The 26,663-nt window shown below is 61.9% G+C and carries 23 protein-coding genes; 12 read left to right on the top strand and 11 right to left on the bottom strand.

Annotated features, from left to right (window positions below; all coding sequences use genetic code 11):
* The first annotated feature begins 20 nt into the window (after positions 1 to 20).
* The 5 genes from ACGJAX_RS10820 (at position 21) to ACGJAX_RS10840 (ending at position 4,898) form a co-directional block, all read left to right on the top strand.
* Positions 21 to 1,373: a KamA family radical SAM protein gene (locus tag ACGJAX_RS10820; RefSeq protein ID WP_390958832.1), complete on the top strand. Its 1,353-nt coding sequence runs from the start codon at positions 21 to 23 to the stop codon at positions 1,371 to 1,373.
* A 31-nt stretch (positions 1,374 to 1,404) separates the two neighbouring features.
* Positions 1,405 to 2,277, top strand: a complete 873-nt coding sequence (locus tag ACGJAX_RS10825) for a branched-chain amino acid aminotransferase (RefSeq protein ID WP_390958834.1) — start codon at positions 1,405 to 1,407, stop codon at positions 2,275 to 2,277.
* A 21-nt stretch (positions 2,278 to 2,298) separates the two neighbouring features.
* Positions 2,299 to 3,057, top strand: coding sequence for a TauD/TfdA family dioxygenase (locus tag ACGJAX_RS10830; RefSeq protein ID WP_390958836.1), 759 nt, complete (start codon positions 2,299 to 2,301; stop codon positions 3,055 to 3,057).
* A 66-nt stretch (positions 3,058 to 3,123) separates the two neighbouring features.
* Complete coding sequence (locus tag ACGJAX_RS10835; RefSeq protein ID WP_390958838.1) at positions 3,124 to 4,083, top strand: diiron oxygenase; 960 nt, start codon at positions 3,124 to 3,126, stop codon at positions 4,081 to 4,083.
* Between the two features lie 14 nt (positions 4,084 to 4,097).
* Positions 4,098 to 4,898: an N-acyl homoserine lactonase family protein gene (locus ACGJAX_RS10840; protein WP_090316378.1), complete on the top strand. Its 801-nt coding sequence runs from the start codon at positions 4,098 to 4,100 to the stop codon at positions 4,896 to 4,898.
* Between the two features lie 284 nt (positions 4,899 to 5,182).
* Here ACGJAX_RS10840 and ACGJAX_RS10845 read toward each other — a convergent pair whose 3' ends face one another.
* The 7 genes from ACGJAX_RS10845 to ACGJAX_RS10875 all read right to left on the bottom strand — a co-directional run bounded on the left by ACGJAX_RS10845 (position 5,183) and on the right by ACGJAX_RS10875 (position 13,194).
* Entirely contained in the window at positions 5,183 to 6,613 is a 1,431-nt protein-coding gene (locus ACGJAX_RS10845) for an aminotransferase class I/II-fold pyridoxal phosphate-dependent enzyme (protein WP_390958840.1), read from the bottom strand.
* 377 nt (positions 6,614 to 6,990) lie between these two features.
* A complete protein-coding gene (locus tag ACGJAX_RS10850) occupies positions 6,991 to 7,695 on the bottom strand; it encodes a hypothetical protein (protein ID WP_247255950.1) in 705 nt (234 codons plus the stop codon).
* Between the two features lie 333 nt (positions 7,696 to 8,028).
* A complete protein-coding gene (locus ACGJAX_RS10855; RefSeq protein WP_090316387.1) occupies positions 8,029 to 8,856 on the bottom strand; it encodes an ABC transporter permease in 828 nt (275 codons plus the stop codon).
* 7 nt (positions 8,857 to 8,863) lie between these two features.
* Complete coding sequence (locus tag ACGJAX_RS10860) at positions 8,864 to 9,736, bottom strand: ABC transporter permease subunit (RefSeq protein ID WP_390958842.1); 873 nt, start codon at positions 9,734 to 9,736, stop codon at positions 8,864 to 8,866.
* 10 nt (positions 9,737 to 9,746) lie between these two features.
* On the bottom strand, positions 9,747 to 10,859 hold the full coding sequence (locus ACGJAX_RS10865) for an ABC transporter substrate-binding protein (protein WP_090316393.1): 1,113 nt from the start codon (positions 10,857 to 10,859) through the stop codon (positions 9,747 to 9,749).
* Positions 10,860 to 10,949: 90 nt separating this feature from the next.
* The gene (locus ACGJAX_RS10870) at positions 10,950 to 12,041 is read right to left on the bottom strand and encodes an ABC transporter ATP-binding protein (RefSeq protein WP_247255947.1); all 1,092 of its coding nucleotides are present in this window, start codon (positions 12,039 to 12,041) and stop codon (positions 10,950 to 10,952) included.
* Positions 12,042 to 12,288: 247 nt separating this feature from the next.
* Positions 12,289 to 13,194: a LysR substrate-binding domain-containing protein gene (locus tag ACGJAX_RS10875; protein ID WP_390958845.1), complete on the bottom strand. Its 906-nt coding sequence runs from the start codon at positions 13,192 to 13,194 to the stop codon at positions 12,289 to 12,291.
* A gap of 279 nt (positions 13,195 to 13,473) precedes the next feature.
* On the opposite strand from ACGJAX_RS10875, the gene ACGJAX_RS10880 reads away from it, so the two are divergent.
* From ACGJAX_RS10880 to ACGJAX_RS10895, 4 genes are all read left to right on the top strand, one after another.
* Positions 13,474 to 15,078: a 5-guanidino-2-oxopentanoate decarboxylase gene (locus ACGJAX_RS10880; RefSeq protein ID WP_390958847.1), complete on the top strand. Its 1,605-nt coding sequence runs from the start codon at positions 13,474 to 13,476 to the stop codon at positions 15,076 to 15,078.
* Between the two features lie 91 nt (positions 15,079 to 15,169).
* Complete coding sequence (locus ACGJAX_RS10885) at positions 15,170 to 16,915, top strand: amidohydrolase (protein ID WP_247255945.1); 1,746 nt, start codon at positions 15,170 to 15,172, stop codon at positions 16,913 to 16,915.
* Positions 16,915 to 17,856, top strand: coding sequence for a GTP-binding protein (locus ACGJAX_RS10890; protein ID WP_247255944.1), 942 nt, complete (start codon positions 16,915 to 16,917; stop codon positions 17,854 to 17,856). Before ACGJAX_RS10885 ends, ACGJAX_RS10890 begins: the two co-directional genes overlap by 1 nt.
* Positions 17,853 to 18,608 carry a class II aldolase/adducin family protein gene (locus tag ACGJAX_RS10895; protein ID WP_390958849.1) on the top strand — a complete coding sequence of 252 codons (756 nt, stop codon included), beginning with the start codon at positions 17,853 to 17,855 and terminating at the stop codon, positions 18,606 to 18,608. The genes ACGJAX_RS10890 and ACGJAX_RS10895 overlap by 4 nt, the downstream gene beginning before the upstream one ends.
* A 266-nt stretch (positions 18,609 to 18,874) precedes the next feature.
* Here ACGJAX_RS10895 and ACGJAX_RS10900 read toward each other — a convergent pair whose 3' ends face one another.
* Together ACGJAX_RS10900 and ACGJAX_RS10905 are read right to left on the bottom strand one after the other, a co-directional pair.
* Positions 18,875 to 20,395, bottom strand: a complete 1,521-nt coding sequence (locus ACGJAX_RS10900; RefSeq protein WP_390958851.1) for an ATP-binding protein — start codon at positions 20,393 to 20,395, stop codon at positions 18,875 to 18,877.
* Positions 20,392 to 21,108 carry a response regulator transcription factor gene (locus tag ACGJAX_RS10905; protein ID WP_090467259.1) on the bottom strand — a complete coding sequence of 239 codons (717 nt, stop codon included), beginning with the start codon at positions 21,106 to 21,108 and terminating at the stop codon, positions 20,392 to 20,394. The genes ACGJAX_RS10900 and ACGJAX_RS10905 overlap by 4 nt, the downstream gene beginning before the upstream one ends.
* 271 nt (positions 21,109 to 21,379) lie before the next feature.
* Between ACGJAX_RS10905 and msrB the strand changes: the two genes are divergently transcribed.
* From msrB to msrA, 3 genes are read left to right on the top strand one after another with little or no spacing between them, the layout of a single operon-like run.
* Complete coding sequence (msrB, locus tag ACGJAX_RS10910) at positions 21,380 to 21,910, top strand: peptide-methionine (R)-S-oxide reductase MsrB (RefSeq protein ID WP_248914408.1); 531 nt, start codon at positions 21,380 to 21,382, stop codon at positions 21,908 to 21,910.
* A 33-nt stretch (positions 21,911 to 21,943) separates the two neighbouring features.
* Positions 21,944 to 23,722 carry a cytochrome c biogenesis protein CcdA gene (locus ACGJAX_RS10915; RefSeq protein ID WP_390958854.1) on the top strand — a complete coding sequence of 593 codons (1,779 nt, stop codon included), beginning with the start codon at positions 21,944 to 21,946 and terminating at the stop codon, positions 23,720 to 23,722.
* 29 nt (positions 23,723 to 23,751) lie between these two features.
* Complete coding sequence (msrA, locus tag ACGJAX_RS10920; RefSeq protein WP_390958856.1) at positions 23,752 to 24,459, top strand: peptide-methionine (S)-S-oxide reductase MsrA; 708 nt, start codon at positions 23,752 to 23,754, stop codon at positions 24,457 to 24,459.
* Between the two features lie 16 nt (positions 24,460 to 24,475).
* Here the strand turns inward: msrA and ACGJAX_RS10925 are convergent, their stop codons facing one another.
* Both ACGJAX_RS10925 and ACGJAX_RS10930 read right to left on the bottom strand, forming a co-directional pair.
* The gene (locus ACGJAX_RS10925; RefSeq protein ID WP_390958858.1) at positions 24,476 to 25,489 is read right to left on the bottom strand and encodes a diguanylate cyclase domain-containing protein; all 1,014 of its coding nucleotides are present in this window, start codon (positions 25,487 to 25,489) and stop codon (positions 24,476 to 24,478) included.
* Positions 25,490 to 25,564: 75 nt separating this feature from the next.
* Positions 25,565 to 26,470 carry a LysR family transcriptional regulator gene (locus tag ACGJAX_RS10930; RefSeq protein ID WP_247255938.1) on the bottom strand — a complete coding sequence of 302 codons (906 nt, stop codon included), beginning with the start codon at positions 26,468 to 26,470 and terminating at the stop codon, positions 25,565 to 25,567.
* Positions 26,471 to 26,663 lie beyond the last annotated feature (193 nt).

Genomic DNA, 26,663 nt, shown 5'->3' on the forward strand with positions numbered 1-26,663 from the left:
CACAGACCAGGAGCGCTGCCATGCAAGGACTGTCGGAGCACGAAAGATACAAACCCTATAATTCCCGCACCATCCGCGACACGCCTTACTGGCAGCGGCTGACGCCGGCGTTGCAAGAGGCCATGACCGTGGTGGCCCGGGTCATGCCGTTTCGCACCAACGAATACGTATTGGGAGCACTGATCGACTGGAACAACATTCCGGACGATCCGATTTTCCGCATGACCTTTCCCCACAAGGACATGCTGCTGCCAGACGAGTACCAATCGCTCAAGCAGTTGATCGAGCAGGACGACAGCGCGGCCATCAAGCGAAGGATCGAGGCGATCTGGCTGCGCATGAACCCGCACCCGGCAGGGCAACTGACGCACAACGGCGTCACCCTCGACGGAAAAGTCCTGCCGGGCATTCAGCACAAGTACCGCGAGACCGTGCTGTTTTTCCCCGGTGCCGGTCAGACGTGTCATGCGTACTGCACCTTCTGTTTCCGTTGGGCGCAGTTCATCGGCGAAGAAGAACTCAAGTTCAATGCGCGTGAATCCCAGGAACTGGTGAGTTACCTGCGAGTGCACACCGAGGTCACCGATGTGCTGATCACCGGCGGCGACCCGCTGATCATGAACAGCCGATCCCTGGCCGGGTACATCGAGCCACTGCTGGAACTGCCCCACCTGAAAAGCATCCGCATCGGTACCAAGTCGGTGGCCTATTGGCCGCAACGATTCGTCAGCGACAAGGACGCGCCGCAGCTGCTGACGCTGTTCAAACGGATCGTCGCGGCAGGGAAAAACCTGTCGATCATGGGCCACTACAACCACCCGGTGGAGATCCGCCAGGACATCGCCCGTCAGGCTGTCGAACGCATCCGCTCCACGGGCGCGACCCTGCGCATGCAGGCGCCGGTGATCCGCCACATCAACGAAAACCCTGCCGATTGGGCGGCGCTGTGGACCGAAGGCGTTCGGCTCGGGGCGGTGCCTTATTACATGTTCGTCGAGCGCGACACCGGCCCCAGCCATTACTTCGCGATGCCGCTGGCCCGGGCATTCGAAATCTTCCAGGCCGCGTACCGCACGGTGTCGGGCCTGGCGCGCACGGTGCGCGGGCCGTCCATGAGCACCTTCTACGGCAAGGTGCTGATCAACGGCATCGAGACCGTCGCCGGGGAAAAAGTCTTTGTCCTGCAGTTCCTCCAGGCCCGCGATCCGCAATGGGTGTTGCGCACCTTTTACGCACGCTTCGACCCGCAGGTGACCTGGTTCGATGACTTGCAACCCGCCTTTGGCGAGCGAAGGTTTTTCTTTCAGAACGAGCCTGAGCGGTTGCTTGAGTCAGCGCCCGAATTGATACCGGTCCTGCTGCAAACGGCGTAGGACGAATCTTGAACACTGGGGAGACAAGGACATGAGTGGTATCCCGTTTGATCAACGCGAAGGATGGATCTGGCTCGACGGCGAGTTCGTCGAGTGGTCGCAAGCGCGCCTGCATGTGCTCAGTCACGGCTTGCATTACGCGAGCACGGTGTATGAGGGGGAGCGCGTCTACAACGGCAAGATCTTCAAGCTGCGCGAACACAGTGAGCGTCTGTATCGCTCGGCGCAATTGATGGATTTCGCCATTCCGTTCGAACTGGCCGAACTGGAAGCGGCCAGCCATGAACTGCTGCAACGCAACAACGTCAGCGACGGTTACCTGCGACCCGTGGCCTGGCGTGGCAGCGAGATGATTTCCACCTCGGCGCGCTTCAACCGTGTGCATGTGGCCATCGCTTGCTGGCAATGGCCGAGCTATTTCGATCCGGCGGCGCGCATGGCCGGTATCCGTTTGAAGACCGCCACATGGCGACGTCCACCGCCGAGCAGCAGTCCTTTTGAGGCCAAGGCGTCCGGGCATTACCAGATCGCCACACTGAGCAAGCACGACGCGGAAAACAGCGGTTACCACGACGCCTTGATGCTCGACTGGCGCGGCCACGTCGCCGAAGCCACCAGCGCCAACGTGTTCTTCGTCAAAGGCCGGACGCTGTACACGCCGATGCCCGACTGTTTCCTCAACGGCATTACCCGGCAGACCGTGATCGAGCTGGCCAGGGCCCTGGATTACCAGGTAGTCGAAGCGACGATTCTGCCTGCGCAACTGGGCGACTTCGATGAGTGTTTTCTCACCGGCACCGCCGCCGAAATCACCCCCGTGCAGAGCATCGATGAGCAGCACTATCGACCGGGTGAAGCCTGTCGCCAGTTCATTGCCGCGTACACCTCAACCGTAAACGCCTGATCAACCGCCAGGAATCACACCATGCCAAATCAAGGGATTGTTGCGTCCAAACCTTACGTCTCACTCGATCATCGCCATGAAGAATTGTCGACCCGTGGCTGGACTGTCCTGACCCCCGGCGAATTCGCCCATGACGTGACCGGCACATTGCATGAGTTCGGTCCGGTCATTCCGCAGTTCAACGGGCAAGTGGCCTTTGCCATTACCCGCAAGCCGGGCTACGAAGACTTGCCGTACTCCCAGAGCATGAACGGCATCGGCCCCCATACCGAAGCGCCGGTATACGGACCGCCACCGCGTTACCTGGCCCTGCATTGTCACAAGCAGGCGACCTGCGGTGGCGGGCACACCGGGCTGGTGGACGGTTACGAATTCCTGAAGTCCCTGGAACACAGTGAACCGGAGTTGCGCGAGTGGTTGAATGACACGCCGGTGGAGTTCGTCGCCACCGCCAAACCCGGCGAACCCGCGCAGTGCCGGGTCAAGGAGTACATCCTCACGCCGACAGAGGAGGGCGACATTTTCCGCTTCAGTTACAACCAGTTTCACTACGGCGATGTGAATCCTTCCAAGGAAGCCTTGCAGCAATCCAGGGTCACCAACAGCACCTCGCCCCTGGCCCGATTTGCAGCACTCGGCGAGGCGTATTTCGTCGAGCACAACATTCCAGTGCTGATACCCGACGGGTGCATGCTGATTTGGGATAACTGGCGGATGATCCACGCCCGCAGCCGTTACACTGACCCGGCGCGCCACCTGACCCGCTATTGGCTGGCCTGATTTTTCCGTCGCCCTTCATTCTTTTGGCGTACCCCTTGTGGGTACGCGTCTTACAGGTATCGCGTCATGCAAACAGCAATCGAGATCGCCAAGGTCGATCATCAACTGATCGTGCGGCTCAATCAGGCCTGGACCCGGCGCGCCACCGTCTGCTCGCCGGACAAGTGGTCGGTCGATGAAGTGTTCGACCCGGCGCGCCCGGATTACCCCGAGGGCATGGTGCCGTTTTTCCATCACCCCAAATTCCAGGCCTTGAGCGAAGCGCTCAAGAGCCGCGTGGTGACCTGGGGCTGGATCGGCTACAACCTGCGCACCGTCACCGCCGAAGAACACGTCGTGAATCCGGCGCTGAGCGTCATTGCCAACCAGTACCTGGGCAAGGACGACTGGCATTTTCGCGAGGCGATGCAGCAAACCCTGATCGACGAGCATTACCACACGCTGATGCACCTGCGGGCCATCGAACGGACCAGGCTGGAGCGGGCGCTGGATCAGGATCTGGACTTGCCGCCGTCCGTCACTTATCTGCGCCTGCTGGCCCTGCGTGAAACGCTGACCGAGCCGTGGCAGAAGGATCTGGCGGCGATCACCTTTGCGGTGGTGGCCGAGATCAGCGTCAACGCCTATCTGGACCTGCTGGCGGACGACCAGACCATCCAGCCGCAAAACCGTCGCGTGGCCGAACAGCACAACCGCGACGAGTACGCCCACAGCAAGGTGCTGGCCGAAGTGGCCAAGGTGATGTACGGCAACATGCAGCCGCCTCAGCGGGCATTTTTCGCTCGTACTTTGTCGCAAGCGCTGAGTGCCTTTATCGCCCAGGACTACTCGATGTGGGAGGCGATTCTGACGCAGCTTGGGGTTGAAGACGCCGCGCAGATCATTGCCGACACCCGCGAGAGCAACAAGAACGCCACCATCATGCGCGACTACAGCGGTCTGCATCGTCTGGCGCAGGATCTGGGCATCAGCGAGCAGATCGATTTCGATTTTCGTCCGACCCTCAAAACCACCGCAGCGGCCTGAACCCGGAGGCGCCCATGTCAGTTCCTGTGTACGAAGTGTTCGCCATCCGTGTCGGCGCCAATGCCCAGCGCACCGCACGGGAGAATTTCCTTTACGACGCCTGCTGCGGTGATCCCAATGCGCCGATGCCGCTGGATTACTACTTCTGGGTCATCCGCAACGAGCAGCAGGTGATCGTGGTCGACACCTGTTTTCAACCGGCCACGGCGGATCGGCGCAATCGTCAGATGTATCGCCTGCCGGAAGAATCCCTGCGGCAACTGGACATCGATCCGGCGCAGGTCGAGCACCTGATCCTGACGCATCTGCACTGGGACCATGCCGGCAATCTCGCGCTGTTCCCCAAGGCCACGGTGCATCTGCAGGAAGCGGAACTGCGCTTCTGCACCGGGCCGAAAATGGCTCATCGCACGGTGAATAAAACCTACGAGGTCGACGATGTGATGTCGGCGCTGCCGCCGTTGTTCGAAGGGCGGATGCGCTTGCACAGCGGTACGGTCGAGGTGATGCCCGGTGTGACGCTGCACCCGGTGGGTGGGCATACGCCCGGCAGTCAGGTGGTGCGGGTCAATACCGCGCGAGGATGGATCGTGCTGGCCTCGGACGCCGCGCATTTGTGGGTCAACATCCGTGAGCGCAGCCCGTTCCCGATCCTCGACGACCTGGCGCAGACCCTTGAAGCCTTCAGCGAAATCGACCGCCTGGCCGACAGCGAAGACCACGTGATTCCCGGTCACGACCCACTGATCGCCGAACGCTTCCCGCACTGGAACGACGACCCGCACATCATCAGCCTGCACCAGTCCCCGACCTGAAGATCACCCAAACCAGTAGGAGCGAGCTTGCTCGCGATGGCGGCACATTCAACATGGATGTGTCTGACACGACGCCATCGCTGGCAAGCCAGCTCCCACAGAAATTTGGGCCGTTCACGGACTCGGCGTACATCCACGAACACTGTGGGAGCGGGCTTGCCCGCGATGAGGCCGGCACATTCAGCATCAATGCCGCCTGACACTCCGCCATCGCTGGCAAGCCAGCCCCCCCAGTTGATGGTAGTCGTGCTCGAATTCTGTGTTCAGTGACAATCCCCTGTGGGTTAGCCATGGCTCTTCAGGATACGGCCCAAGGTCTGCAGTGCCTCGTCGATTTTTGCTGAATACGGCGCTCCGCAGCCAATGCGCACGAAATGATTGAATCGCTTGGCATTGGAAAAGATATCCCCAGGGGAAATCTGGATGCCGACCTTCAGCGCCTCATGGAAAAACGCCATGGCCGAGTGCTCGCGCGGCAGTTCCACCCACAGCAACGTACCGCCTTGCGGGTGGGTCACGCCGGTGCCTTCGGGAAAGTAGCGGGTGATGGCTGCGCTCATCTGCTGGCGCTGTTGTGTCAGGGTTTTGCGCAAACGCCGCAGGTAACGCTCGTAGGACGGTGTCCCCATGAAGGCACTGACCGCCAGTTGCGACAACGCCTCGCAACAACGGGTTTGGGTGTGTTTGAGCATCTCCACGCGGTCGTGCCATCTCCCGGCGCTGATCCAGCCCAGGCGCAGACCCGGTGCCAGGGTTTTGTTCAGTGAGGCGCAATAGATCAGGTTGCCGGTGCTATCCCAGTGCTTGAGCGTGGACAACGGCTGCTCGGTGTCCACCAGATCACCGTAGGTGTCGTCTTCGATCAGTACGGTGTTGTGTTCGGTGCACAACTGAACCAGCCGCGCTTTGTTGGCATCGGGCATGACGCTGCCCAGCGGGTTGTGCAGGTTGGGCATGACGATCAGCGCCTTGATCGGTTCCGGGCCTTGCAGCAGTTGTTCGAGGGCCAGCAGATTGATCCCGCTGTGGGGCGTGGCCGGGACTTCCAGCACCCGCAGATTCAGGCTTTCGAGAATTTGCAGCAGGCCGTAAAAGGTTGGCGATTCCACGGCCACGGTGTCGCCGGGCCGGGTCACGGCGCGCAATGCCAGATTGATCGCTTCGGTGGCACCGTTGGTGATCACGATGCGATCGGCCGTCAGGTTGGTCTTGGTGGTCAGCGCCCGGCGGGCCAGGATGTTGCGCAATGCGCTGTTGCCGCAGGTCGAGCCGGCGGCACCGAGCAAATGCTGATCGTGACGCAGCGCCTTGATCATGTTGTCTTGCAGGGTCTTGATCGGGTACAGCTCCGGTGCGCAGTAGGCGCTGGCGAAATTGACCTTGATCGTCGCCCGCTGACTGGCCTTGAGCACCGAGGACACCTGTTCATGAATGCCGACATAGATCCCGGTGTCCAGAGGGGGTGGCGGGGCGGCGGGCGCGGGTTTGACCGGTGTGTCGGGCTGGCGGATGTAGTTGCCGGAACGTGGCCGTGCTTCCAGCACCCCGTAGTCCTCCAGCTCGCGGCACACCTGCACCGCGGTCGACAGGCTGACGGCGTGCTTTTCCATCATCAGCCGAATCGAGGGAAATCGTTCACCGGTTTTCAGGGTGCCGCTGCGGATGGCATCCAGGTAATGGTGGGCTAACTGACGATACAAGGGCGTCGTGTTCATGATGACCTCAGCAATCGCACCACTGAGGTCTTGAGCTGGAAAGTGAGTTGACGCCTTCCCGCAGGCGGACCCGTGGTGCTCAAGGGTTAAGGGAAGGTGGTTCTGGCGTCGATACTGGAAGAGTAATCGCGGATTGCGAGGAATCACGGGCAATAAAAAGCCCCGCGCTGGGGCGGGGCTCTTAAATGAGGTGATGAGGTCTTGTGGCGAGGGTGCTTGCCCTCGCAGGGTGGTGAAGCCGCCCCAAGTCAGTCACCGGCGTTATTTCAGAAAAACCGCATTCACCGGTTTTACGACGGCTGCGCCGCCGAGCGCGAGCAAGCTCGCTCGCCACAGGCAAGCCCCCTCACTACAGGGCAAGCCGAAGGTGTATCGGATTACTGCGCGGCGATGCTGTAACCGTCGAACGCGGTTTGCTGCTGCAGGGCGGTGATGATGTTTTTGCGGTTGACCGCTTGTTCCGCGCCCGTGCTGTCCAGGAACGTCTCGCTTTCCAGCTCCGCTTCATCGCCTTCGCCAACGAAGGTAAAGCCCAGGAATTCCAGGGCTTCACGGTCAATGTTCAAGCGCGAGCGTGGGGTGCGCAGCGGCAGGGTCACGCTCATGCCGTCCTTGCTGATGGTGAACACTTCGACGTCTTTCTTGGCTCGCGCCGCCTTGCTCTTGCCGCTGCTCGGGTTGCTGATGGCCTGGTGCGTCTGGTTCAGCACCTTCAACGCCAGCCCGTAAACGATCTCCTGAAACGCCGGGTCGTCCTTGAAGCTGGAGAGAATGCGGCTGATCGGGAACTTGCTGCTCAGGTCTTCCAGGGCTGCGATGTCGGCCGCTTCGGCGTCCTTGAGCTGCTTGAGCTGGCCCATCAGCTCGTAAGCCTTGTCATCGTCGAAGCTGTCGTGGGCCTGGCGAATCGCGGCGCGTAGCTCACGGATCTGATCGCTTTCACGGCTCGATTGAAAAGCGTCCAGGACCATCTCACTGATGGTTTTCGCCTGAGGCACGTGTTGTGAAAGATTGATGGAGTTTTCGTATTCCGCTTTGGACGACAAGGTGACTACGGATTCAGCGGTGTTGGAATCGGACATTGAAAATTCACTACTTCTTTTAACTTGAATAGAGGCGAGAAAGCACGGGGGCCTTTTCAGGCCGACTAATCTATTGGACCGGGGCGGCGTTGTCACGGATCAACAGGCGGCTGGTCATTTTTTGCACTTCTGTAGGCGCGAGCCTCGCGATGGAAGTCAACGATTACACGTTCAAGCGGGATAAACGCGGTGCCCTGTAGGAGCGAGCCTGCTCGCGATGGACGTCAACGATTACGCGCTCAAGCGGGATAAACGCGGTGCCCTGTAGGAGCAAATGCAAAAAAGCCCCGCGTTCATCACGAAGCGGGGCTTTTGCTTTCGGTTGCGACGTGTTTACCGATGCAACAGTTTCTGCGCCCGTTTGTCCGCCAGATGCTGCACCACCAACCGCCCGATCAGCACCAGCAGGGTCAGCGAGATCAACAACACCGAAATCGCCGCGACACTCGGGTCGACGTTATCGCGCAAGCCGCTCCAGATGCGTTTGGGCAGGGTGTCGACGTTGACGCTGGTGATGAACAGCGTCACCGCCACCTCTTCCCACGACAGGGCGAACCCCAGCAGCGCGGTGGAGGCCAGGCCCAGTTTCAGGTTGGGCAGGATCACCATGAAGGTGGTCTGCATCAGGCTGGCGCCGAGGTTGCGCGAGGCCAGTTCGATGCGCCGGTCAATCTGGCTGAGGGCCACCAGCATGGTCACCACGCCGTAAGGGACGACCATGATCACATGGGCAATCACCACGCCGGTCGGGGTGTCATAACCGATCCCCGGTGCGTAGCTGCCGAGTTTGGTTTCCATGAAGTACAGCACCAACGCGGAGATCACCGGCGGAATCGCCATCGGCAACAGCACCAGGCCGATCAGCGCCGTGGCCAGTTTCGAGCGCATGTACCAGATACCGAGGCTGAAGCTGGCGGCCAGCAACGTGGCGATGATGCTGGTGGCAAACGCGATGCTCAGGCTCTGGCTGATGGCATGGAACCAGTCAGGGTTGCTGACCAGCGCCTCGTAGTGGCGCAGCGACCAGTTGCCCTCGGGCATCGACAGGAAGCGTTTGCTGGTGAAGGACACCGGAATGACCGTCAGCAGCGGGAACAGCATAAAGGCCATGGCGATCACGGCCAGCAGCCGCGTACTCAGGCTTGTGCGATGGGTATTCATAGTGATCTCAGCCTACCAGTCGGTTCACGCGGGTCATTTTCAGCAACACCCAGATCAACGCGCTGACCAGGGCCAGCAGCACCACGCTCAGTGCCGCCCCCAGGCCCCAGTTGCTGGTCTGGAACATTTGCAGGAACACGTATTCGGCGATCATCACCGTTTGCCCGCCGCCCAACAGCACCGGGGTGATGAAGAAGCCCAGGCAGAACACGAAGACCATGATGAAGGCACCCAGTATTCCCGGCAGGGTCTGCGGCAGCAGCACCTGCCAGAACGTCCGCAGGGCACCGGCACCCAGGCCTCGCGAGGCCATGAGCACACGTTGATCCAGCTGACGCATGGTCGACAGCAGCGGGAACACGGCATACGGGATCATCACGTGCAGCATGCCGATGACCACCCCTATCTCATTGCGGCTCAGTTGCAGTGGCTGATCGATCAATCCCATGCCCATCAGGCCGTTGTTGAGTACGCCGTTGCTGCGCAGGGCGATCAACCAGCCAAAGGCCCGCACCAGCACGGAAATCCAGAACGGAATGAAGATGCAGATCTCCACCACCCGTTGCCAGAACGGCGGGCTGAACACCCAGCAGTACGCCAGCAGATAACCGATCACCAGGGCCAGGCAACTGACTGTCATGCACAGGCGCAGGGTGCGCCAGAGCATTTCGTGAATCGCCGGGTCGGTGGCGATGCGCTCGTATTGCTCGATGCCCGGCGTCGGCAGCGAGAAGCTCCAGCCGACCACACCGAGAAATGGCAGCACGTAGAAAATCAGCAACAACACCGGCAGCGGAAACAGCAGCAAACCGCGCTCCAGGCCCGGCGAACTGAACCGGGGCTTGGGTTTGCTCAAGGTGGACGTCAGGGTCATGGTCATGATCGATGGCTCACTTGGACAGCCGCGTCAGGTACTCTTCCAGGGCTTTGGAGTAGTTGTCGGCGTACCACTGGGCGTTGAGGGCGATCTGTTTTTTCAGGTTGGCTTCGGAGGCGCAGTTGGCTTCCAGTTGCTTGGCCGTCATCATTTTTTCCGTGGCGCTGTTCGACGGTCCGTTGCCCAGCAGTTCAAAGAGTTTGAGCTGGCCTTCGGGTTGCAACGCTTGCTGGATGAACTGCATCGTCGGTTGCGTGCCGGCCGGGTTGCCGGAAAGCACCGCCCAACTGCTGGAGTTGATGAAGCCGTTGTCGAAGCTCCAGCGCACGCGGTTGTCGGTGTCTTCGCTGAGCAGCTTGGCGCGGGTGTGCCAGATCGCGCCGACCGACACTTCGCCGTCGACCATCAGTTGCTGGCTCTCGGCGCCCGAGCTCCAGAACGACAGCACGTGAGGTTTGATCTCGTCGATCTTCTTCATCGCCCGTGGCACGTCCAGCGGGTACAGCTGATCGGCCGGTACGCCGTCGGCGAGCAGCGCCGCTTCGAGCATCCCGTTCATCCACTTGTACAGGGTGCGTTTGCCGGGGAATTTTTTCACGTCCCAGAAATCGGCCCAGGTCTTGGGGCCGTTATCGCCGAATTTGGCACTGTCCCAAGCCATCACGTAGCTGAACTGGTAGCTGGCGATGCCGAAATCCGAGGCGAGCGCCGGGGCTACCTGATCGCGCTTGATCAGGTTGTAGTCCAGCGGTTGCAGGATTTTTTCGCGGCCCAGCACGAGGGCGCTGTAGCTCTCGACGTCGACCACGTCCCAGCTCGGTTGGCCGCTGGCCAGTTGCGAGCGGATCGCGCCCTCGGTCGGGCCGGCGCCGTCGATGCGCACTTGAATGCCGGTGTTTTTGGTGAAGGTGTCGGTCCATGCCGAACGGAACGCATTCAGGGCATCGCCGCCCCAGTTGACCACCACCAGCGGCTTGTCGGCCGACCAGCTGATGCCGCTGCGCAGTGCCAGGGGCACCGCTGCCAGCAGACCCATGGCCTGGATGAAGGTGCGACGGTTGATCTGGCCGTCACGGGCCTTTTCGATAAGCACTTCGATGCAGTCTTGTTGGTGATCCTGGCGCATGGACAAGTCCTCAGTCGGCGGGTGCCTGCGTGGGCACCGGCCTTTTTGTTGTCGTTGGAAGAGAGCTTTGTGACGCAAATTTTTTCGGTGTCAGGCTTGTAGCAGGAAGCTTTGCTGCACCGGCCAGCTCAACCACACCGGCGCACCGCTGGGCATCGATGCGCCAGGGTGGTTGCCGGGCACGGAGAGGTTGATCGGCAAGGTATCGCCGCCGACCTTCAAGGCCAGGTGAGTGCTGGAGCCTTGATAGACCTTGTCGGTGAGCTGTGCAGGCATGACGTTGTAGCCGTCGCGGGTCGGGCACTCGCTGTGCAGTTCCATGTGCTCGGGGCGCACGGCCAGCACGATGGGCTCTTTGCTCAGGGGGGCCGGGGCGAGGGCATGGAGGATGCTGGTGCCGCAGCGGCCGCTGGCGGTGGGGCCGTTGCGGGACATGTCGGCCAGGGGGAACAGGTTCATCTTGCCAAGGAATTCGGCGACGAAACGGCTTTCGGGGCGGTTGTAGATGTTTTCCGGGGTGTCGACCTGCGTCAGCTTGCCATGGTTGAAAATCGCGATGCGCGACGACAGGGCCAGGGCTTCGTTCTGGTCGTGGGTGACGAAGACGAAACTGGTCCCGACCTGACGGTGGATGCGCTGCAATTCGGTTTGCAGCTGTTCGCGCAGGTTCTTGTCCAGTGCCGACAGTGGCTCGTCGAGCAGCAGCAGTTCCGGTTCGAACACCAGCGCCCGGGCAATCGCCACACGCTGTTGCTGGCCACCGGACATTTCAGCGGGTTTCTTGTGCATGTGCGCACCGAGGCCGACCACCTCAAGAATGTGCTTGACCCGACGCTGGCGCTCTTCGGCCGCGACTTTGCGGATGCGCAACGGATAGGCGACGTTGTCCGCCACGGTCATGTGCGGGAACAGCGCATAACCCTGGAACACCATGCCGTAGTTCCGCTTCTCGGCGGAGCGCTTGATGATGTCGACGCCTTGCTCCATCAGCTTGCCCGACGTCGGGCTGAGAAAGCCGGCCAGGATCATCAGCAAGGTGGTTTTGCCCGAGCCGGAAGGACCCAGCAGGGTAAGAAATTCGCCTTGGCGAACGTCAAGATCGACGTTATCCAGCGCCGCGAAACGACCGTAATACTGGCTGATACCTTGTGCGCTGAGCTGAATCGCTGAACGGCTGGACACGATGAGGTTCCTCTTTTTATTGCCCATAAGACGTACGAGGACGGATGCGAATCCGAAATGGGCTTTGGGCTTATTATTGTTAAAAATATCGCTACATCAATGGAATTATTTTGCGCCTATTGGTTAGTTTTATTACTCAATTCCGGCGTGTTTTTGCGCCAGGAAAGTCGACCCTTACAGGAGCTGGTTTGTCCGCGATGGGGCCGGCACCTTCAGCATCGACATCGCCTGACACACCGCGAGGGTCCTACAGGGTGTCCTGCCAGGTCTGGTGCGAGGATTGAAGCTGGGTCTTGACCCAGTTGCTGAAGGCCTGGACCGCTGCGCGGTCGGCTTTTTGCGGGTCGGCGGCCAGGTAGTAGCCACGGTGCAGGTCGATGGTGATGTCGAATGGGCGCACCAGCAGCCCCTTGGACAAGGCATCGCCGCTGATCAGGTTGTCGCCAATGGCGATGCCCTGGCCGGCAATGCAGGCGGACTGCGCGCAGTGGGCGTCGGAGAACAGAATGCCGCTGACCGCGTTGACCCCTGAGGCCCCGGCGGCGGTCAGCCAGACGCGCCAGTCGGAGTAGTCGGTCATGTGCAACAACGGGTAATTGCTCAGCTCCTGTGGGCTCTTGAGCCCGCCCAATGCGTTGATCAGCCGTGGGCTGCACACCGGGAAGAAGCGCAAGGCCACGATTTCTTCAACGATCATTTCTGGCCAGTCGCCAATCCCGTAGGCAATGAACAGATCGACATTCGGATTATTAGTGTCGTCCGGGGTGCGCGGTGAAATCAGCTGCAATTGCACTTGCGGGTACTGCCGCAAAAACGCGCCGATGTGGTGGCACAGCCAATAGGTGGCGAATCCCGGTGCGCAACTGATGCACAGCCGACCGGAGACTTCCTGGTCGCCGACCAACTGACCGGCATCGAGCAGGTTCAACAGAATCCCGTGCACCTCCCGGGCATAACGTTCGCCTTGCCAGGTCAGGCCGATGCCCCGGCCAATGCGCTCGGTCAGGGCAAAACCGACGCATTCCTCCAGCTTGCTGATCTGGTGGCTGATGGCGCTTCGAGTCAGGTTCAGTTCACGGGCCGCGACCGACACGCTGCCGAGGCGGGCAACCGCGTCCAGGGCGCGCAGGGCTGTCATCGATGGAAAACGCATAAATCATCCCGCTCAATAGTTAAAAAAACCAAGTACGACACGCCCCCCTGTGGCGAGGGAGCTTGCTCCCGCCGGGTCGCGCAGCGGCCCCCATTGCATCGGTCAGCCGAGCCATCCACCTGCTGAACAGTCCAGCTTCCCACCACAAAGGTCAGAGCTATATGGTGACGTAAATTGAACAGTCAGGCCAAAAAAAATCGATTGTTGTATTGGTTGGTTCAACAATACTAGCCCAACTTGTCATCGGGTCGCTCTGACCCATCATCAAAGAGGTGCTGCATGACCCGTTGTGCCGAGGCGCTCGTTCAGTTGCTGGAAGGCTATGGCGTGGAACACGTCTTCGGCATTCCCGGCGTGCACACCGTCGAGCTTTATCGTGGCTTGCACGGCAGCCGTTTGAAGCACATCAGCCCGCGTCACGAACAGGGCGCCGGGTTCATGGCCGATGGTTACGCACGGGCCAGTGGCAAGCCAGGGGTGTGCTTCATCATCACCGGCCCGGGCATGACCAATATCCTCACCGCCATGGGCCAGGCCTATGCGGACTCGGTGCCGATGCTGGTCATTTCCACCTGCAATCGCCGCGAACACCTGCGCCTGGGCCATGGCCACCTGCATGAACTGCCGGACCAGCGCGGGCTGGTCGCCGGCGTCTGTGCCTTCAGTCACACGTTGCAGCACCCGGACCAATTGCCCGAAGTGCTGGCTCGGGCCTTTGCCTTGTTTGGCTGCACCCGGCCGCGTCCGGTGCACATCGAGATACCGCTGGACGTGCTGGAAATGTCCGCCGACGGCCTGGACCTGCGCCCGCGTCCATTGCCCGCGGCACCGGCCCCGGCCCCCGAAGCCATCGAGGCCGCGGTCACCTTGCTCAGCCACGCACAACGACCCTTGATCCTCGCCGGTGGTGGCGCGCGCCGCTGTTCTGAAACCCTGACCCTGCTCGCCGAACGGTTGCAGGCGCCGGTCGCGCTGACCACCAATGCCCGAGGCCTGTTGGCCCCTGACCATCCCTTGCTGCTCGATGGCGTGCAGTCCTCGGCCCATGGCCGCGAGCTGTTCGCCGAGGCGGACGTGGTGCTGGCCGTCGGCACCGAACTGGGGGAAACCGACTATGACTTTTTCGGCCTCGGCCCCTTGGCGTTCAAGGCGCCGCTGATCCGCCTGGACATTGACCCCCTGCAAGTGCTCGGCGTGCAAACGGCGGCGGTGGGGCTGTTGGGGGATGCCGAACAAGGCCTGCGCGCGTTGTTGGCGCGATTGCCGCAACGCCAGGCTGACTCCGCGTGGGCCGGTGAACGGGTGGTGCGAGTCAATGCCGTCGAACACGCTGGCTGGAGTGCAAAGCAGTGTCGTCTGCAAGCGCTGCTCGATACCGTCCGTGACGCGCTGCCGCAACCCCTGATCGTCGGCGACTCGACTCAACCGGTGTATCAGGGAGCCTTGGGCTACCGGGCACCGACGCCCAACAGCTGGTTCAACGCCGGCAGCGGCTACGGCACCCTGGGCTACGGCTTGCCTGCCGCCATCGGCGCCAAACTGGCCCAACCATTGCGCCCGGTGGTGGCATTGGTGGGGGACGGTGGCCTGCAGTTTTCCAGCGCCGAACTGATCGCCGCCAAAGAGGCCGGCGCAGGGGTGATCCTGCTGCTGTGGAACAACACCAGCTATGCGGAAATCCGCGATTACATGAACGCCCGCGAGGTGCCGTTGCTGGGGGTGGACATCCTCACGCCGGACTTTGCCGCCCTGGCGCAAAGCTGCCACGTCGCCCATCACCGGGCGGGCAATCTCGCCGGTTTGCGAGCGCTGCTTGGCCAACTTGGCGATACCTGCGAACCGCTGATGATCGAGGTCGACGCCACGACTTTCCTGGCGGATTGAACACTGGCTAAAACAACAACAATTTTCAGGTCCCCGACATGCCAAGCGCACGGTGGATCTTCCTACTGCCCTGAACTCAAAGGTGGCTTACATGGCTGAGTCCGACAACTTCTCTTCTACCCATTCCGTACAAGGGACCTACGCCGACCTGATCCTCGCCAACGGTCGAATCTACACCCAGGATCCGGCCAACCCCTGGGCCGAGGCGCTGGCGATCCGCGACGGCAAGTTGATCGGCGTCGCCAGCCTAGGCGAGCTTGAAGCCTTCAAGGGGCCGAACACCCGGGTGCACGATTTGCAAGGTGCCTTTTGCATGCCCGGCCTGCACGACATGCACACCCACCCCGACCTCGCACTGGCACCGCGCTACAGCGACGACCTCGACGTCGGTATCGAAGACCCGACGCCAGAGCAACTGCGCGAAAGCATCCTCGCCTATGCCGACAGCCATCCGGGCGATGGCTGGATCTACGGTCAGTACTGGGTGCGCTACACCTTCCGCGAGGCCGGTTTGACCCCGGGCCGCGCCTGGCTCGACAGCGTCATGCCAGACCGTCCCGTGGCGCTGCTCGACCGCATGTGGGGCACCATGATGGTCAACTCCAAGGCCCTGGAACTGGCCGGGATCGACCGCCATACCGCCGACCCGCGCAACGGTTATTTCGAACGTGATGACCTGACCGGCGAACCCACCGGCCTGATGATTGACGGCGCCTACGCGATGATCCACGCCGCCATGCCACCGACCCCGGTCAGCGTGCTGCGCCGCGCCTATCGCGATGGCGTGCATTTCCAGAGTTCGCGCGGCGTTACGGCGAGCAAGTACGTGCACGTCTGCGAACAGCGCTTGCAGGCCCTGAAGGAACTGGATGACAGCGGTGAACTGACCGTGCGCATCGAGGCCGCGATCAGTTGGCAGGACGACATTTTCCCGGTGCGTCGTCGCTGGGAACTGCTGGCGGGCGAACGTCACTACTACCGCAGCGCGCGCCTGAGTGCCAACGCGGTGAAGTTCCACTTCGACGGCACGGTCGAGCCGAAATCCTCGTACCTGCTGACGCCATGGCCACAAGAGTCGAGCTGGCGCGGCAAGCTCAACCTGACCCCCGAGCACATCACCGACATGGTGGTGGACATGGACCGCAAGGGTATCCGCGTGATCGCCCACTGCACCGGTGACGGCGCGTCGGACGTGTTCCTCGACGCCGTGGCCGAGGCCCGCCGTCGCAACGGTTTCAGCGGCGTGCGCCACCAGTGCGCCCACAGCACCTTGCTGCACCCCGGCAACCTGCCGCGCTTCAAGGAACTGAACGTCATCGCCGAATTTTCCCCGGCGGCCTGGTACCCGACGCCATTCGCCAGCGGTGCGCGTTCCGGTTACGGCCAGGAACGCCTCAAGCGCATCTACGACTTCAAAGGCGTGCTCGAAGCCGGCGGCACGGCGGTCATGGGCACCGACTGGCCGGTGGCCTCCATCGACCCATGGCTGGCCCTGGAAACCATGGTCACCCGGCAGAACCCATGGAACGACGACCCGGCGTGCTTCGGCGATCCGATCAGTCTTGAGCAGGCGTTGAACGTGATCACCCGCAACGGCGCCGTGGCCATGGGCCTGGAAAAAACCACCGGCAGCCTGGAAGTCGGCAAGTCAGCGGACCTGATCGTGATCGACCGTGACCTGTTCGCCGAACCGGCACGCAACTACATCCACCAGACTCAGGTGCTGCTGACCTTTGTCGACGGGCAACTGGTCTACGACCGTCATTCGACGCTGCAAGCGCTGGGGCTCAAAGCGGTCTGGCAGGGCGAGCCTCCCGTGCTGGAGGGCAAGGCGTGATGGATGCACAACGTATTGCCGTGACCGTGGTGTCGGGGTTTCTCGGCGCCGGTAAAACCACCTTGCTCAACCGCATGGTGCGCCGTGCGCAGGGCAGTCGACTGGCCGTCATCGTCAACGATTTCGGTGAGTTGAACATCGATGCGGCCATCGTTTCCGAAGTCACGGATGCCGTGTACAGCCTGCAAAACGGCTGCATCTGCTGCACCGTGCAGGAAGACTTGCTGGCGCAGCTCGGCAGCCTGGCGCAACTGGAGCCGCGGCTGGAGCGCATCGTCATCGAATGCAGCGGCGTGTCCGACCCGCAGCGCATCGTGCAAACCCTGGCCTACCCGCAACTGCGCAGCCAGATGCAACTGGACATGGTCATCACCGTGGTCGACGCCACCCGTCACCTGCAACTCGAAGGTGAATACGCGCGACTGGCTCGGGCGCAGGTGGCGGCCGCCGATTTGTTGCTGTTGAACAAGACCGATCTGGTCGACGAACAACAATTGCAGGCGTTGCGTGAAGCCCTGGGGCAGAGGACTCGGGTGCACGAAAGCGTGCAGTCGCAGTTGCCGGATGCGCTATGGCTGGACACCGAACTGGAGCTTGAGCCTCGGGCGCTCAAGCCGCTGACGCGGGTGTCGGACGACGATCACGGTGAGATGTTCAGCAGCTGGTTGTGGCAGAGCGATGCGGCACTGGATGTCGAGGGCTTGCGTGGCTGGTTGCAGGCGTTGCCCAGCGACGTTTTTCGGGTCAAGGGACTGGTGGTGCTGGCGCAGGGCAACAAGGCTCATTGGTTGCAACATGTTGGCACCCGCAGTCAGTTTCTGCCGGCTACCGATGAGGCCCAGGCCCGCGTGACGCGTCTGGTGTTCATCGCTCGCCGTGGCTTCGACGGCTGGGACGCGTTGGGGCAAGGGCTGGACGCTTGCAAGGTGGTGCGCCCATGAGCCCGGTAGAGCAACGTTTACGCGAGGAACTGGCCGCCTGTTATCGATTGGTGGCGCATTTCCGCATGACCGATCTGATTTTTACCCATATCTCGGTGCGTATCCCCGGGCCGGAGCATCATTTTCTGATCAATCCGTATGGGTTGATGTTCGATGAGATCACCGCGTCCAATCTGGTGAAAATCGATTTGAATGGGCATGCCGTGGAGGCGTCTCCATACCCGGTGAACCCGGCCGGTTTCGTGATTCACAGCGCGATTCATGGTGCCCGTGAAGATGCCCAATGCGTGCTGCATACCCACACCAAATCCGGCTGCGCGGTGGCCGCGTTGAAGGGCGGCTTGCTGCCGGTGAATCAGATTTCCATGGAGTTCTATGGCCGCGTGGCTTACCACGACTATGAAGGCGTGGCGCTGGACTTGAGCGAGCAAGAGCGACTGGTGGCAGACATGGGGGACAAGCCGGTGCTGATGCTGCGCAACCATGGTTTGTTAACCGTCGGCGAAACCGTGGGGCAGGCGTTCATGCGCATGTACTACCTGGAAAAGGCCTGCGACATCCAACTGGCCGCGCAGGCCGCCGGCGAGTTGGTGCTGCCACCGGCTGAAGTCTGTGAGCACACCGAGCGCCAGTTCAATGACCCGGGCCGACCACTGGATGAAGGTGAACTGAACGACCCGGATGCGATGCAGTTGGCCTGGGCGGCGTTGTTGCGCTTGCTGGAGCGGGTGGCTCCGGGGTATCGGGATTGATTCGGATCTTCAGTTGTCAGGGATGACGCCATCGCCGGCAAGCCAGCTCCCACAGGATTTGTGGGTGTAGCCGGAATGGGTGAACGCTCTAGAACCACTGTGGGAGCGAGCCTGCTCGCGATGGCGGTGTGTCAGGCAACGTAGAGATTGAATGTGCCGACGCCATCGCCGGCAAGCCAGCTCCCACAGAATTTTGTGGGTGTAGCCGGAATGCGTAAACGCCCGAAAACCACTGAGGGAGCGAGCCTGCTCGCGATGGCGGTGTGTCAGGCTTTTCCCGGCGTGTTGAGGTTCATCGAACGCTCTGCCAACGCCGACGCAGTGGCTTCATCCACCGCCAGCGAAAAGCGGAACGTCGCGCCGCGCCCTGGCACATCGATCAACTGAATATCGCGGCCATGCAATTGCAGGATGCGATGCACGATTCGCAGTCCCAACCCGCCATCACGCCGTGCCCCACCGATATTGAACGGCCGCAAGAACAGGCCTTCACGCAGTTCGGGGGCGATGCCGGGGCCGGTATCGCTGACGGTCACTTCAATAAATGCCCCCTGTGGCCGCAAGCCGAGTTCGATCTCGCCTCCCGGCGGGGTATGGCGTAACGCATTGTCGAACAGGTTGGTCAGCACCCGCTCGATCAGCCCCAGATCAGCGCAGGCCGCCGAAACGTTTGAGGCAAACGTGGCCTTCAGTTCGACCTGGCGCGCCTCGGCCGTCAGTTCGAATTTCTGGAAGATGTCCTGGGCCAGGTCGGTCAGGGAGAAGCGCTCCAGCACCGGTTGCACGAAGCCATGTTCCAGCCGCACCAGTTCCAACAGCGATTGCGCCAGGCCACCGACCTTGCGGCTCTGGTCCAGCGCGATGCCCAGGTAACGCCGACGGTCGGCGGGGGGCAGGGTGGCGTCCTTGAGCGACAAGGTTTCCAGATAGCCATGCAGCGACGCGAGCGGTGTGCGCAGGTCGTGGGAAATGTTCGCCACCAGTTCACGACGTTCCTGATCCTGGCGGGTCAAGGTGCGCCATTGCTCACCGAGGCGCGCCTGCATCTGCCGGAACGTGGCCTCGAGTATGGCGATTTCGTCATGGCTGGCGGCTTTCTCCATCGGGGCTGCTGTGGGCGGCGTGACCGGAACGCCGTCGATGTCGAACTGGCTGACAGTTTCGGTCAGGCGGCGCAATGGCCGGGTGATCAGGGCGAACGCCGTGAGACCGGCAATCAGGCACAGCAACGCCACCAAGCCGATGGACAGCAGCGCCGTATTCAGCGCCGCACTGGTCGCACCGCGTTCGGCGAGGCGATCGTGGTCTTCGCCGAGCAACACCACATAGAGATAACCGGCCGGTTTGCCATCGACCTTGAGCGGCGCGGCGCTGAACACCTTGCGACCGTCGACACTGCGTGGGTCGTCGCCGGGAATCGGCAAGGGGTCGCCCCGGAGCAGGCGCTGGATCGGCGCCAGGTCGACCCGCTCGCGGCGTATCCGACCCTCCGGCGCGGCGCTGCCGACAATCTTGCCCTCGGTGTCGAGCAGGTACACCTCGACACTCGGGTTGACCAGCATCAACTGGCTGAACAGATCGCGCACGGCACCGGGCATCAGGCCCTTGGTGTCCATCAGCACCGTGTCGCTGGCGATGTGTTGCGCCAGGTCCCGGGACAAGCCTTGCACCACTTCCTGCTCGTGCATCTGGTTGGAGCGCACCTGCATCCACGCCGACGTGCCGCAGCACACCAGCAGCAACACGGCGAACACCAGCGACAGGCGTTGTGTCAGGGTCAACCTCATGGCTGCTCCTCCCCGGTCGCGAATTTGTAGCCGCGCCCCCACACCGTCAGGATGCGTACCGGTTGCGCCGGGTCGGTCTCGATCTTGGCGCGCAGGCGGTTGATGTGGGTGTTGACCGTGTGTTCGTAGCCTTCGTGGCTGTAGCCCCATACGGCATTGAGCAGGTCCATGCGCGAAAACACCTTGCCGGGCTGGCGGGCGAAGAAATACAGCAAGTCGAATTCTCGCGGGGTGAGGTCCAGGCGCCGACCGTCGAGGGACACTTCGCGGGTAATCGGGTCGATGGCCAGGCCGTCGAGGATCAGGCTGCCGGCATCCATTTTCAGGTTGCGCGCCATGGCGTCGACCCGGCGCAGCAGCGCTTTGACCCGGGCCACCAGTTCAAGCATGGAAAACGGCTTGGCCAGGTAATCGTCGGCCCCCAGTTCCAGACCGAGAATCCGGTGCACTTCGCTGGAACGGGCGCTGGTGATGATGATCGGCGTGTAGCGCGCCATGGCACGGGCGCGGCGGCAGATTTCCAGGCCGTCGACACCGGGCAGCATCAGGTCGAGGATCAGCGCATCCCAACTGCCTTGCTGCAGCAGGCGCATGCCTTCGTTGCCATCGGCGCAGTGCACCACCTCGAACTGCTCATCGCGCAGGTGCAGGCAGATAAGGTCGGCGATATGCAAATCGTCCTCGACCACGAGGACACGTTTGGTCTGTTCCATCCAGCTCAATCCTTCGGCGCAATGAATGCATTGTGCGAAATGCTGCTCGTTGTGGGAGCGAGCCTGCTCGCGATGGAGTATCAGGCGACACCAGCGTACCTGACACACCCTCGCGAGCAGGCTCGCTCCCACCATCGAAATACACGGGCATTGTGCGGCTTTTCCGCGGCCGGAGTTATCACGAATTGTTTAACTCCCCGTGAGGATTTGGCGATCACCCCAAGCCTAGGCTGTGTTCAATGAAAACGGCCCAGGATTTTTGGAGGCGGCGATGGATTCAAGACGATTTTCGCGGCGGCAATTTCTCGCGGTGAGCGGCGGACTGGGGGTGGCAGCCCTGGCCATCGGCCTGTTGCCCAAATTTTCCGCGAGCACTGCGCTGATCAGCCAGGCGGACGCGGCGGAGGTGTTCGAAGTGACCCACAGCGACAGTGAATGGCACGCGATCCTGAGCGACGAACAGTACGAAATCCTCCGTGAAGAGGGCACCGAACGGGCCTACAGCAGCCCGCTCAACAATGAGCACCGCGACGGTACGTTTGCCTGTGCCGGTTGCGACCTGCCGCTGTTCTCCTCGGCGACCAAGTTCGACAGCCATACCGGTTGGCCGAGTTTCTGGATGCCGCTGGACAAGGCCGTGGCCACCCGTCAGGACCACTCCTTTGGTGTGCTGCGTGAAGAGGTGCACTGCCGGCGTTGCGGCGGGCATCTGGGCCATGTCTTCGATGACGGTCCCAAACCCACCGGGCTGCGCTACTGCATGAACGGCCTGGCGATGAAGTTCCAACCCAGGACAGCCTGATTCCCACCCCTCATTTTTTTGCAGGTAATCGCCATGTGGCTACTGCTCCTTGCTTACCTCGGTGGTGTGCTGACCATTGTCAGCCCGTGCATTCTGCCGGTCCTGCCGTTCGTTTTTGCCCGCACCGGACAGCCGTTCATCAAAAGCGGTTTGCCGCTGCTGGCCGGGATGGCGCTGACCTTCGCGCTCGTGGCTACCCTGGCGGCAGTCGGCGGGGGGTGGGTGGTGCAACTCAATCAATACGGACGCTGGCTGGCGCTGGTGTTCGTGGCGCTGTTCGGCCTGACGCTGTTGTTGCCCCAACTGGCTGAGCGCCTGACCCGCCCGCTGGTGGCGGCGGGCAGTCGCCTGTCGGAAGTGGCCGGCGCCGATGCACGGCCGCGTCCCGGCGCTTCGTTCCTGATCGGCGTTGCCACAGGCCTGCTGTGGGCGCCTTGCGCCGGGCCGATTCTGGGGTTGTTGCTGACCGGGGCGGCGCTGCAAGGTGCGAGTATCCAGACCACCTTGTTGCTGTTGGCCTATGCCGCCGGTGCCGCGACTTCCCTGGCCGTGGCGTTGCTGCTGGGCGGTAAGGTCTTCGCTGCGATGAAGCGTTCGATCGGTGCCGGGGAGTGGCTGCGTCGCGGCCTCGGCGCGGCGATGCTGGCGGGTGTGGCGGCGATTGCCCTGGGGCTCGATACCGGGATTCTGGCGCGGTTCTCCACGGCCTCGACCGGCGGAATCGAGCAGGTGCTGGTCGGACGCCTGGCCGGCAAGTCACCCCGTGACAGTGCGGCGATGACGGCGCAAAACCCGGTGTCTGAAGAAGGTGCGCTGCCAGTGGCTGACAAAGCCCCGGGCACCTTGCCGGTCGAAGGCAACCTGCCACCGCTGAGCGGCGCGGTGCAGTGGCTCAACTCGCCACCGCTCGATGCCCAGGCCTTGAAGGGCAAAGTGGTGCTGGTGGATTTCTGGACCTACTCCTGCATCAACTGCCTGCGTACGCTGCCCTATGTCAAAGCCTGGGCCGAGAAGTATCGCGACCAGGGCCTGGTGGTGATCGGCGTGCATGCCCCGGAGTTCGCCTTCGAACGTGACATTAAAAATGTCACCCAGGCCATGAAGGACCTGGGGATCAATTACCCGGTGGCCATCGATAACGAGTTCAAGATCTGGCGCGCGTTCAACAATGAATACTGGCCGGCGCACTATTTCGCCGACGCCCAGGGGCGTATCCGCTATCACCACTTTGGCGAAGGCGAATACGCCGAATCGGAGCGGGTCATCCAGCAATTGCTGCGTGAAGCAGGCGCGACCAAGGTGTCGGACGGGCTGATCAACGCCAAGGCCGAAGGCGTGCAGATGGCCCCGGACAACAACGAAGTGCAGTCGCCGGAAACCTACGTCGGCTATCAGCGTGCCGAGCATTTCGTGCCGGAGACCTCGCTGGTGCCGGACAAAGTGGCGACCTACAGCCCGCCGAAGCAGTTGGCCCTCAACGACTGGAGCCTGGGTGGCCAATGGCATGTCGGCTCGGAGCGGGCCACCGCCAGCGCCCCGGCCAGCCGCATCGTCTATCGCTTCCACGCCCGTGATTTGCACCTGGTGCTCGGCCCCGGCGCGGATGGCAAACCGGTGCGCTTCAAAGTGCTGATCGATGGCAAGGCTCCGGGCGATGCCCACGGCATGGACGTGGCGCCCGATGGCAGTGGCCGCGTGACGGAACAGCGTTTGTATCAACTGGTGCGTCAGAACGGCGGGGTGAGTGACCGCACATTCAGCATCGAGTTTCTGGATCCGGGCGCATCGGCCTATGCCTTTACCTTCGGCTGATCGACCTCAATTCTTCAGGAGTCAACGTCATGAAAAACCTGTTCACCTGGCGCCGAACCCTATTGGGACTGGCGGCCGCCGGCATCATCAGTCAATGCTCGGCGTTCTCTTTCGGCGGCGCTGAAGAGGCCGTCGTCCTGCCACCTCCGGCCCTGGATGAAAACACACAGGCCCACAGCGAAACCGCCGTGTTTGCCGGTGGTTGCTTCTGGGGCGTTCAAGGGGTGTTCCAGCATGTCAAAGGCGTGAAAAACGCCGTGTCGGGGTACGCCGGTGGCGCGGCCAACACGGCCCGGTACGAGCGCGTCAGCGGTGGCAACACCGGGCATGCGGAGTCGGTCGAAGTGACCTTCGACCCGAGCCAGGTCAGCTATGGCACCTTGCTGCAAATCTACTTCTCGGTGGCGCACAACCCGACCGAACTCAACCGTCAGGGGCCGGACACCGGCACCCAGTATCGCTCGGCCATTTTCACTAAAAGCAGCGATCAGCAACGGGTGGCCCAGGCCTACATCAGCCAGCTCGACGCCGCTCATGCGTTCGATAAGCCGATTGTGACCAAGCTGGAAAGCTACAACGGTTTCTACCCGGCGGAGGAAGAGCATCAGGACTTTCTGACCGAGCACCCGACCTATCCCTACATCGTGATCAACGACTTGCCGAAAGTGGCTCAACTCAAGCAGTTGTACCCGGATCGCTATCAGGAAAAACCGGTGCTAGTGAAGGCGGGGATGTGAGGGCAGAGGGCGGCTGTTACACGGAGATCATGTTCTTGCCGGCGATTTTCGAGCGATACAGCGCCTGATCGGCCCGCGCCATCAGGCCGGTCTGCTGCTCTTCGTCAAAGCGCTGAACCACACCGAAACTCATGGTGATGTGAAAATCGCCGACAGGCTGTAACCCGGCGAGGCGATCACGGATGTTTTCGGCCAGGCGTCGCGCTTCGGCCAGCGGCGTATCGGGAAGGATGATGATGAATTCGTCGCCGCCCCAGCGCGCCAGCAGATGATTGTCGGCGACGCAGTGCTTCACGTTGTCGACCACCTGCACCAGGGCGGCGTCGCCCAGGGCATGGCCATAGTGATCGTTGATGTTCTTGAAATCATCGATGTCCATGGCGATCAGCGACAGCGGCTGGCGAAAACGCTGGGCGCGCTCGCAGGCCTCGGGCAGGGCTTTTTCCAGGCGATAACGATTGGCGATCGAGGTCAGGACGTCGGTTTCCGCCAGTTTGCGGTTCTCTTCGAGTTGGAGCTGCAGTTGCTGATTGACCCGCGACAACTCACGGGTGCGCTCCTCAACCATGGCTTCGAGGGAGTGGTTGCGCCGTTCAAGGGCTTCGAGCAGGCGCTTCTTGTCTTCGATGCTGCGGTGCGCGCCGACCATCCGCGCCACCGAGCCGTCGGCGTTGCGCGTCAGTATGTAGCCGCGATCTTCGATCCAGGTGTAGCTGCCATCCTGCATGCGGCAGCGATACTCGCACTGATAGCCAGGCACGCGTTGCGTCAGGTAGGCATCGAACTGCGCCATGACCCGTGGGTAATCATCGGGGTGGATCAGGCTTTCCCAGGTCAACACGCTGTTGTCCAGGGAATGGGGTGCATAGCCGAGCATGGCGTACCAGCCCGGGTTGCGGTAAACGAAACCGGTGTTGGCGTTCCACTCCCAGATGCCGTCGCTGACCAGTTCCAGGATGGTGGGTAGCAGGTCGTCGTTCAAATCCGATGCGCTGAACTTCAATGGTTCGATGTTGGATGCCTCACCCATCGCTGCTCTCCCTGGCGCCCTGATATCGATATGAACGGCCCGTGGCGCAGATTAGTGCAAGGCACCTCGGCCGGGCTAGTGTTTGCCCCACATCTGCACGGCGAAGTCGACGAAACGACGCAGTTTCGGCAGCCGATGTCGATCCTGGGCATAGACTAGGTGCATGGGTCGGCTCGGCAGTTGATAGCTCGGCATCAGGGCGACCAGTTTGCCGTCGCGCAGGTCTTGCTCCACCAGTGCATCGGGCACCATCACAATGCCCATGCCGGTGCGCGCCGCCTGATGCAACCCCGCCGAACTGTTGATCAGCATCGGACCGCTGACCGCCACCTCGACGTCGCCTTCCGGACCGTGCAGGCGCCATTGCCTGGCCACCGATTGCCAGTCATCACCGGCCGGGTAGGCGAACGCCAGGCAGTCGTGGTGTTGCAGGTCTTCGGGTTTTTCCGGGGTGCCGCGACGTGCCAGGTATTCCCTGGAGGCGCACATGGTCAGGGTGTAGTCGATCAGCGGGCGGGCGATCAGGTTCGACGGTTCGAGTGCGCCCAGGCGGAAGGCCACGTCAAAGCCATTGTCGAGCAAGTCCGGGCGTCGATTGGTGAGCACCACGTCCAGTTTCACCCGCGGGTTTAGCAAGCTGAACTCGCTCAAGGCCGGCGCCAGGCGCTCAGTGCCGAAGGTCAAGGGTGCGGTGATGCGCAAGGTGCCGCTCGGTTCGTCGAGGGTCTGCTCTGCCAGGCGCTCGGAATCGGCCACCAGCCCCAGCACTTCGAGGCAGCGCTGATAGTACGCCGTGCCGAATTCCGTCAGGCGCTGGCGCCGGGTCGTACGGTTGAGCAGGCGCACGCCCAGGCGCTGCTCCAGGGCCTTGAGATGATTGCCGACCATGGTGGTGGACATCTCACATTGCTGGGCGGCGGCGGTCATGCTGCCGGCTTCCACCACCCTCACGTAAACACTCATTGCCTGGAACAGATCCATTATCAAGCCTGGCTTTAAAATGATTGAAGTTTTGCCGGGTTTATCCAGCTCTGGTGGCTAACCATACTGCAAAAACACCAACCATAGAGGGCAATGCTGTTCAGTTAAGGACGAATACTGCATCTGTGGCGAGCGAGCTTGCTCGCGTAGGGGCGCGAAGCGCCCCCCTAAAAATGGGACTGCTGTGCAGTCC

It is taken from the genome of Pseudomonas moorei, assembly GCF_042846945.1.
In the GTDB taxonomy this organism is placed as follows: domain Bacteria; phylum Pseudomonadota; class Gammaproteobacteria; order Pseudomonadales; family Pseudomonadaceae; genus Aquipseudomonas; species Aquipseudomonas moorei.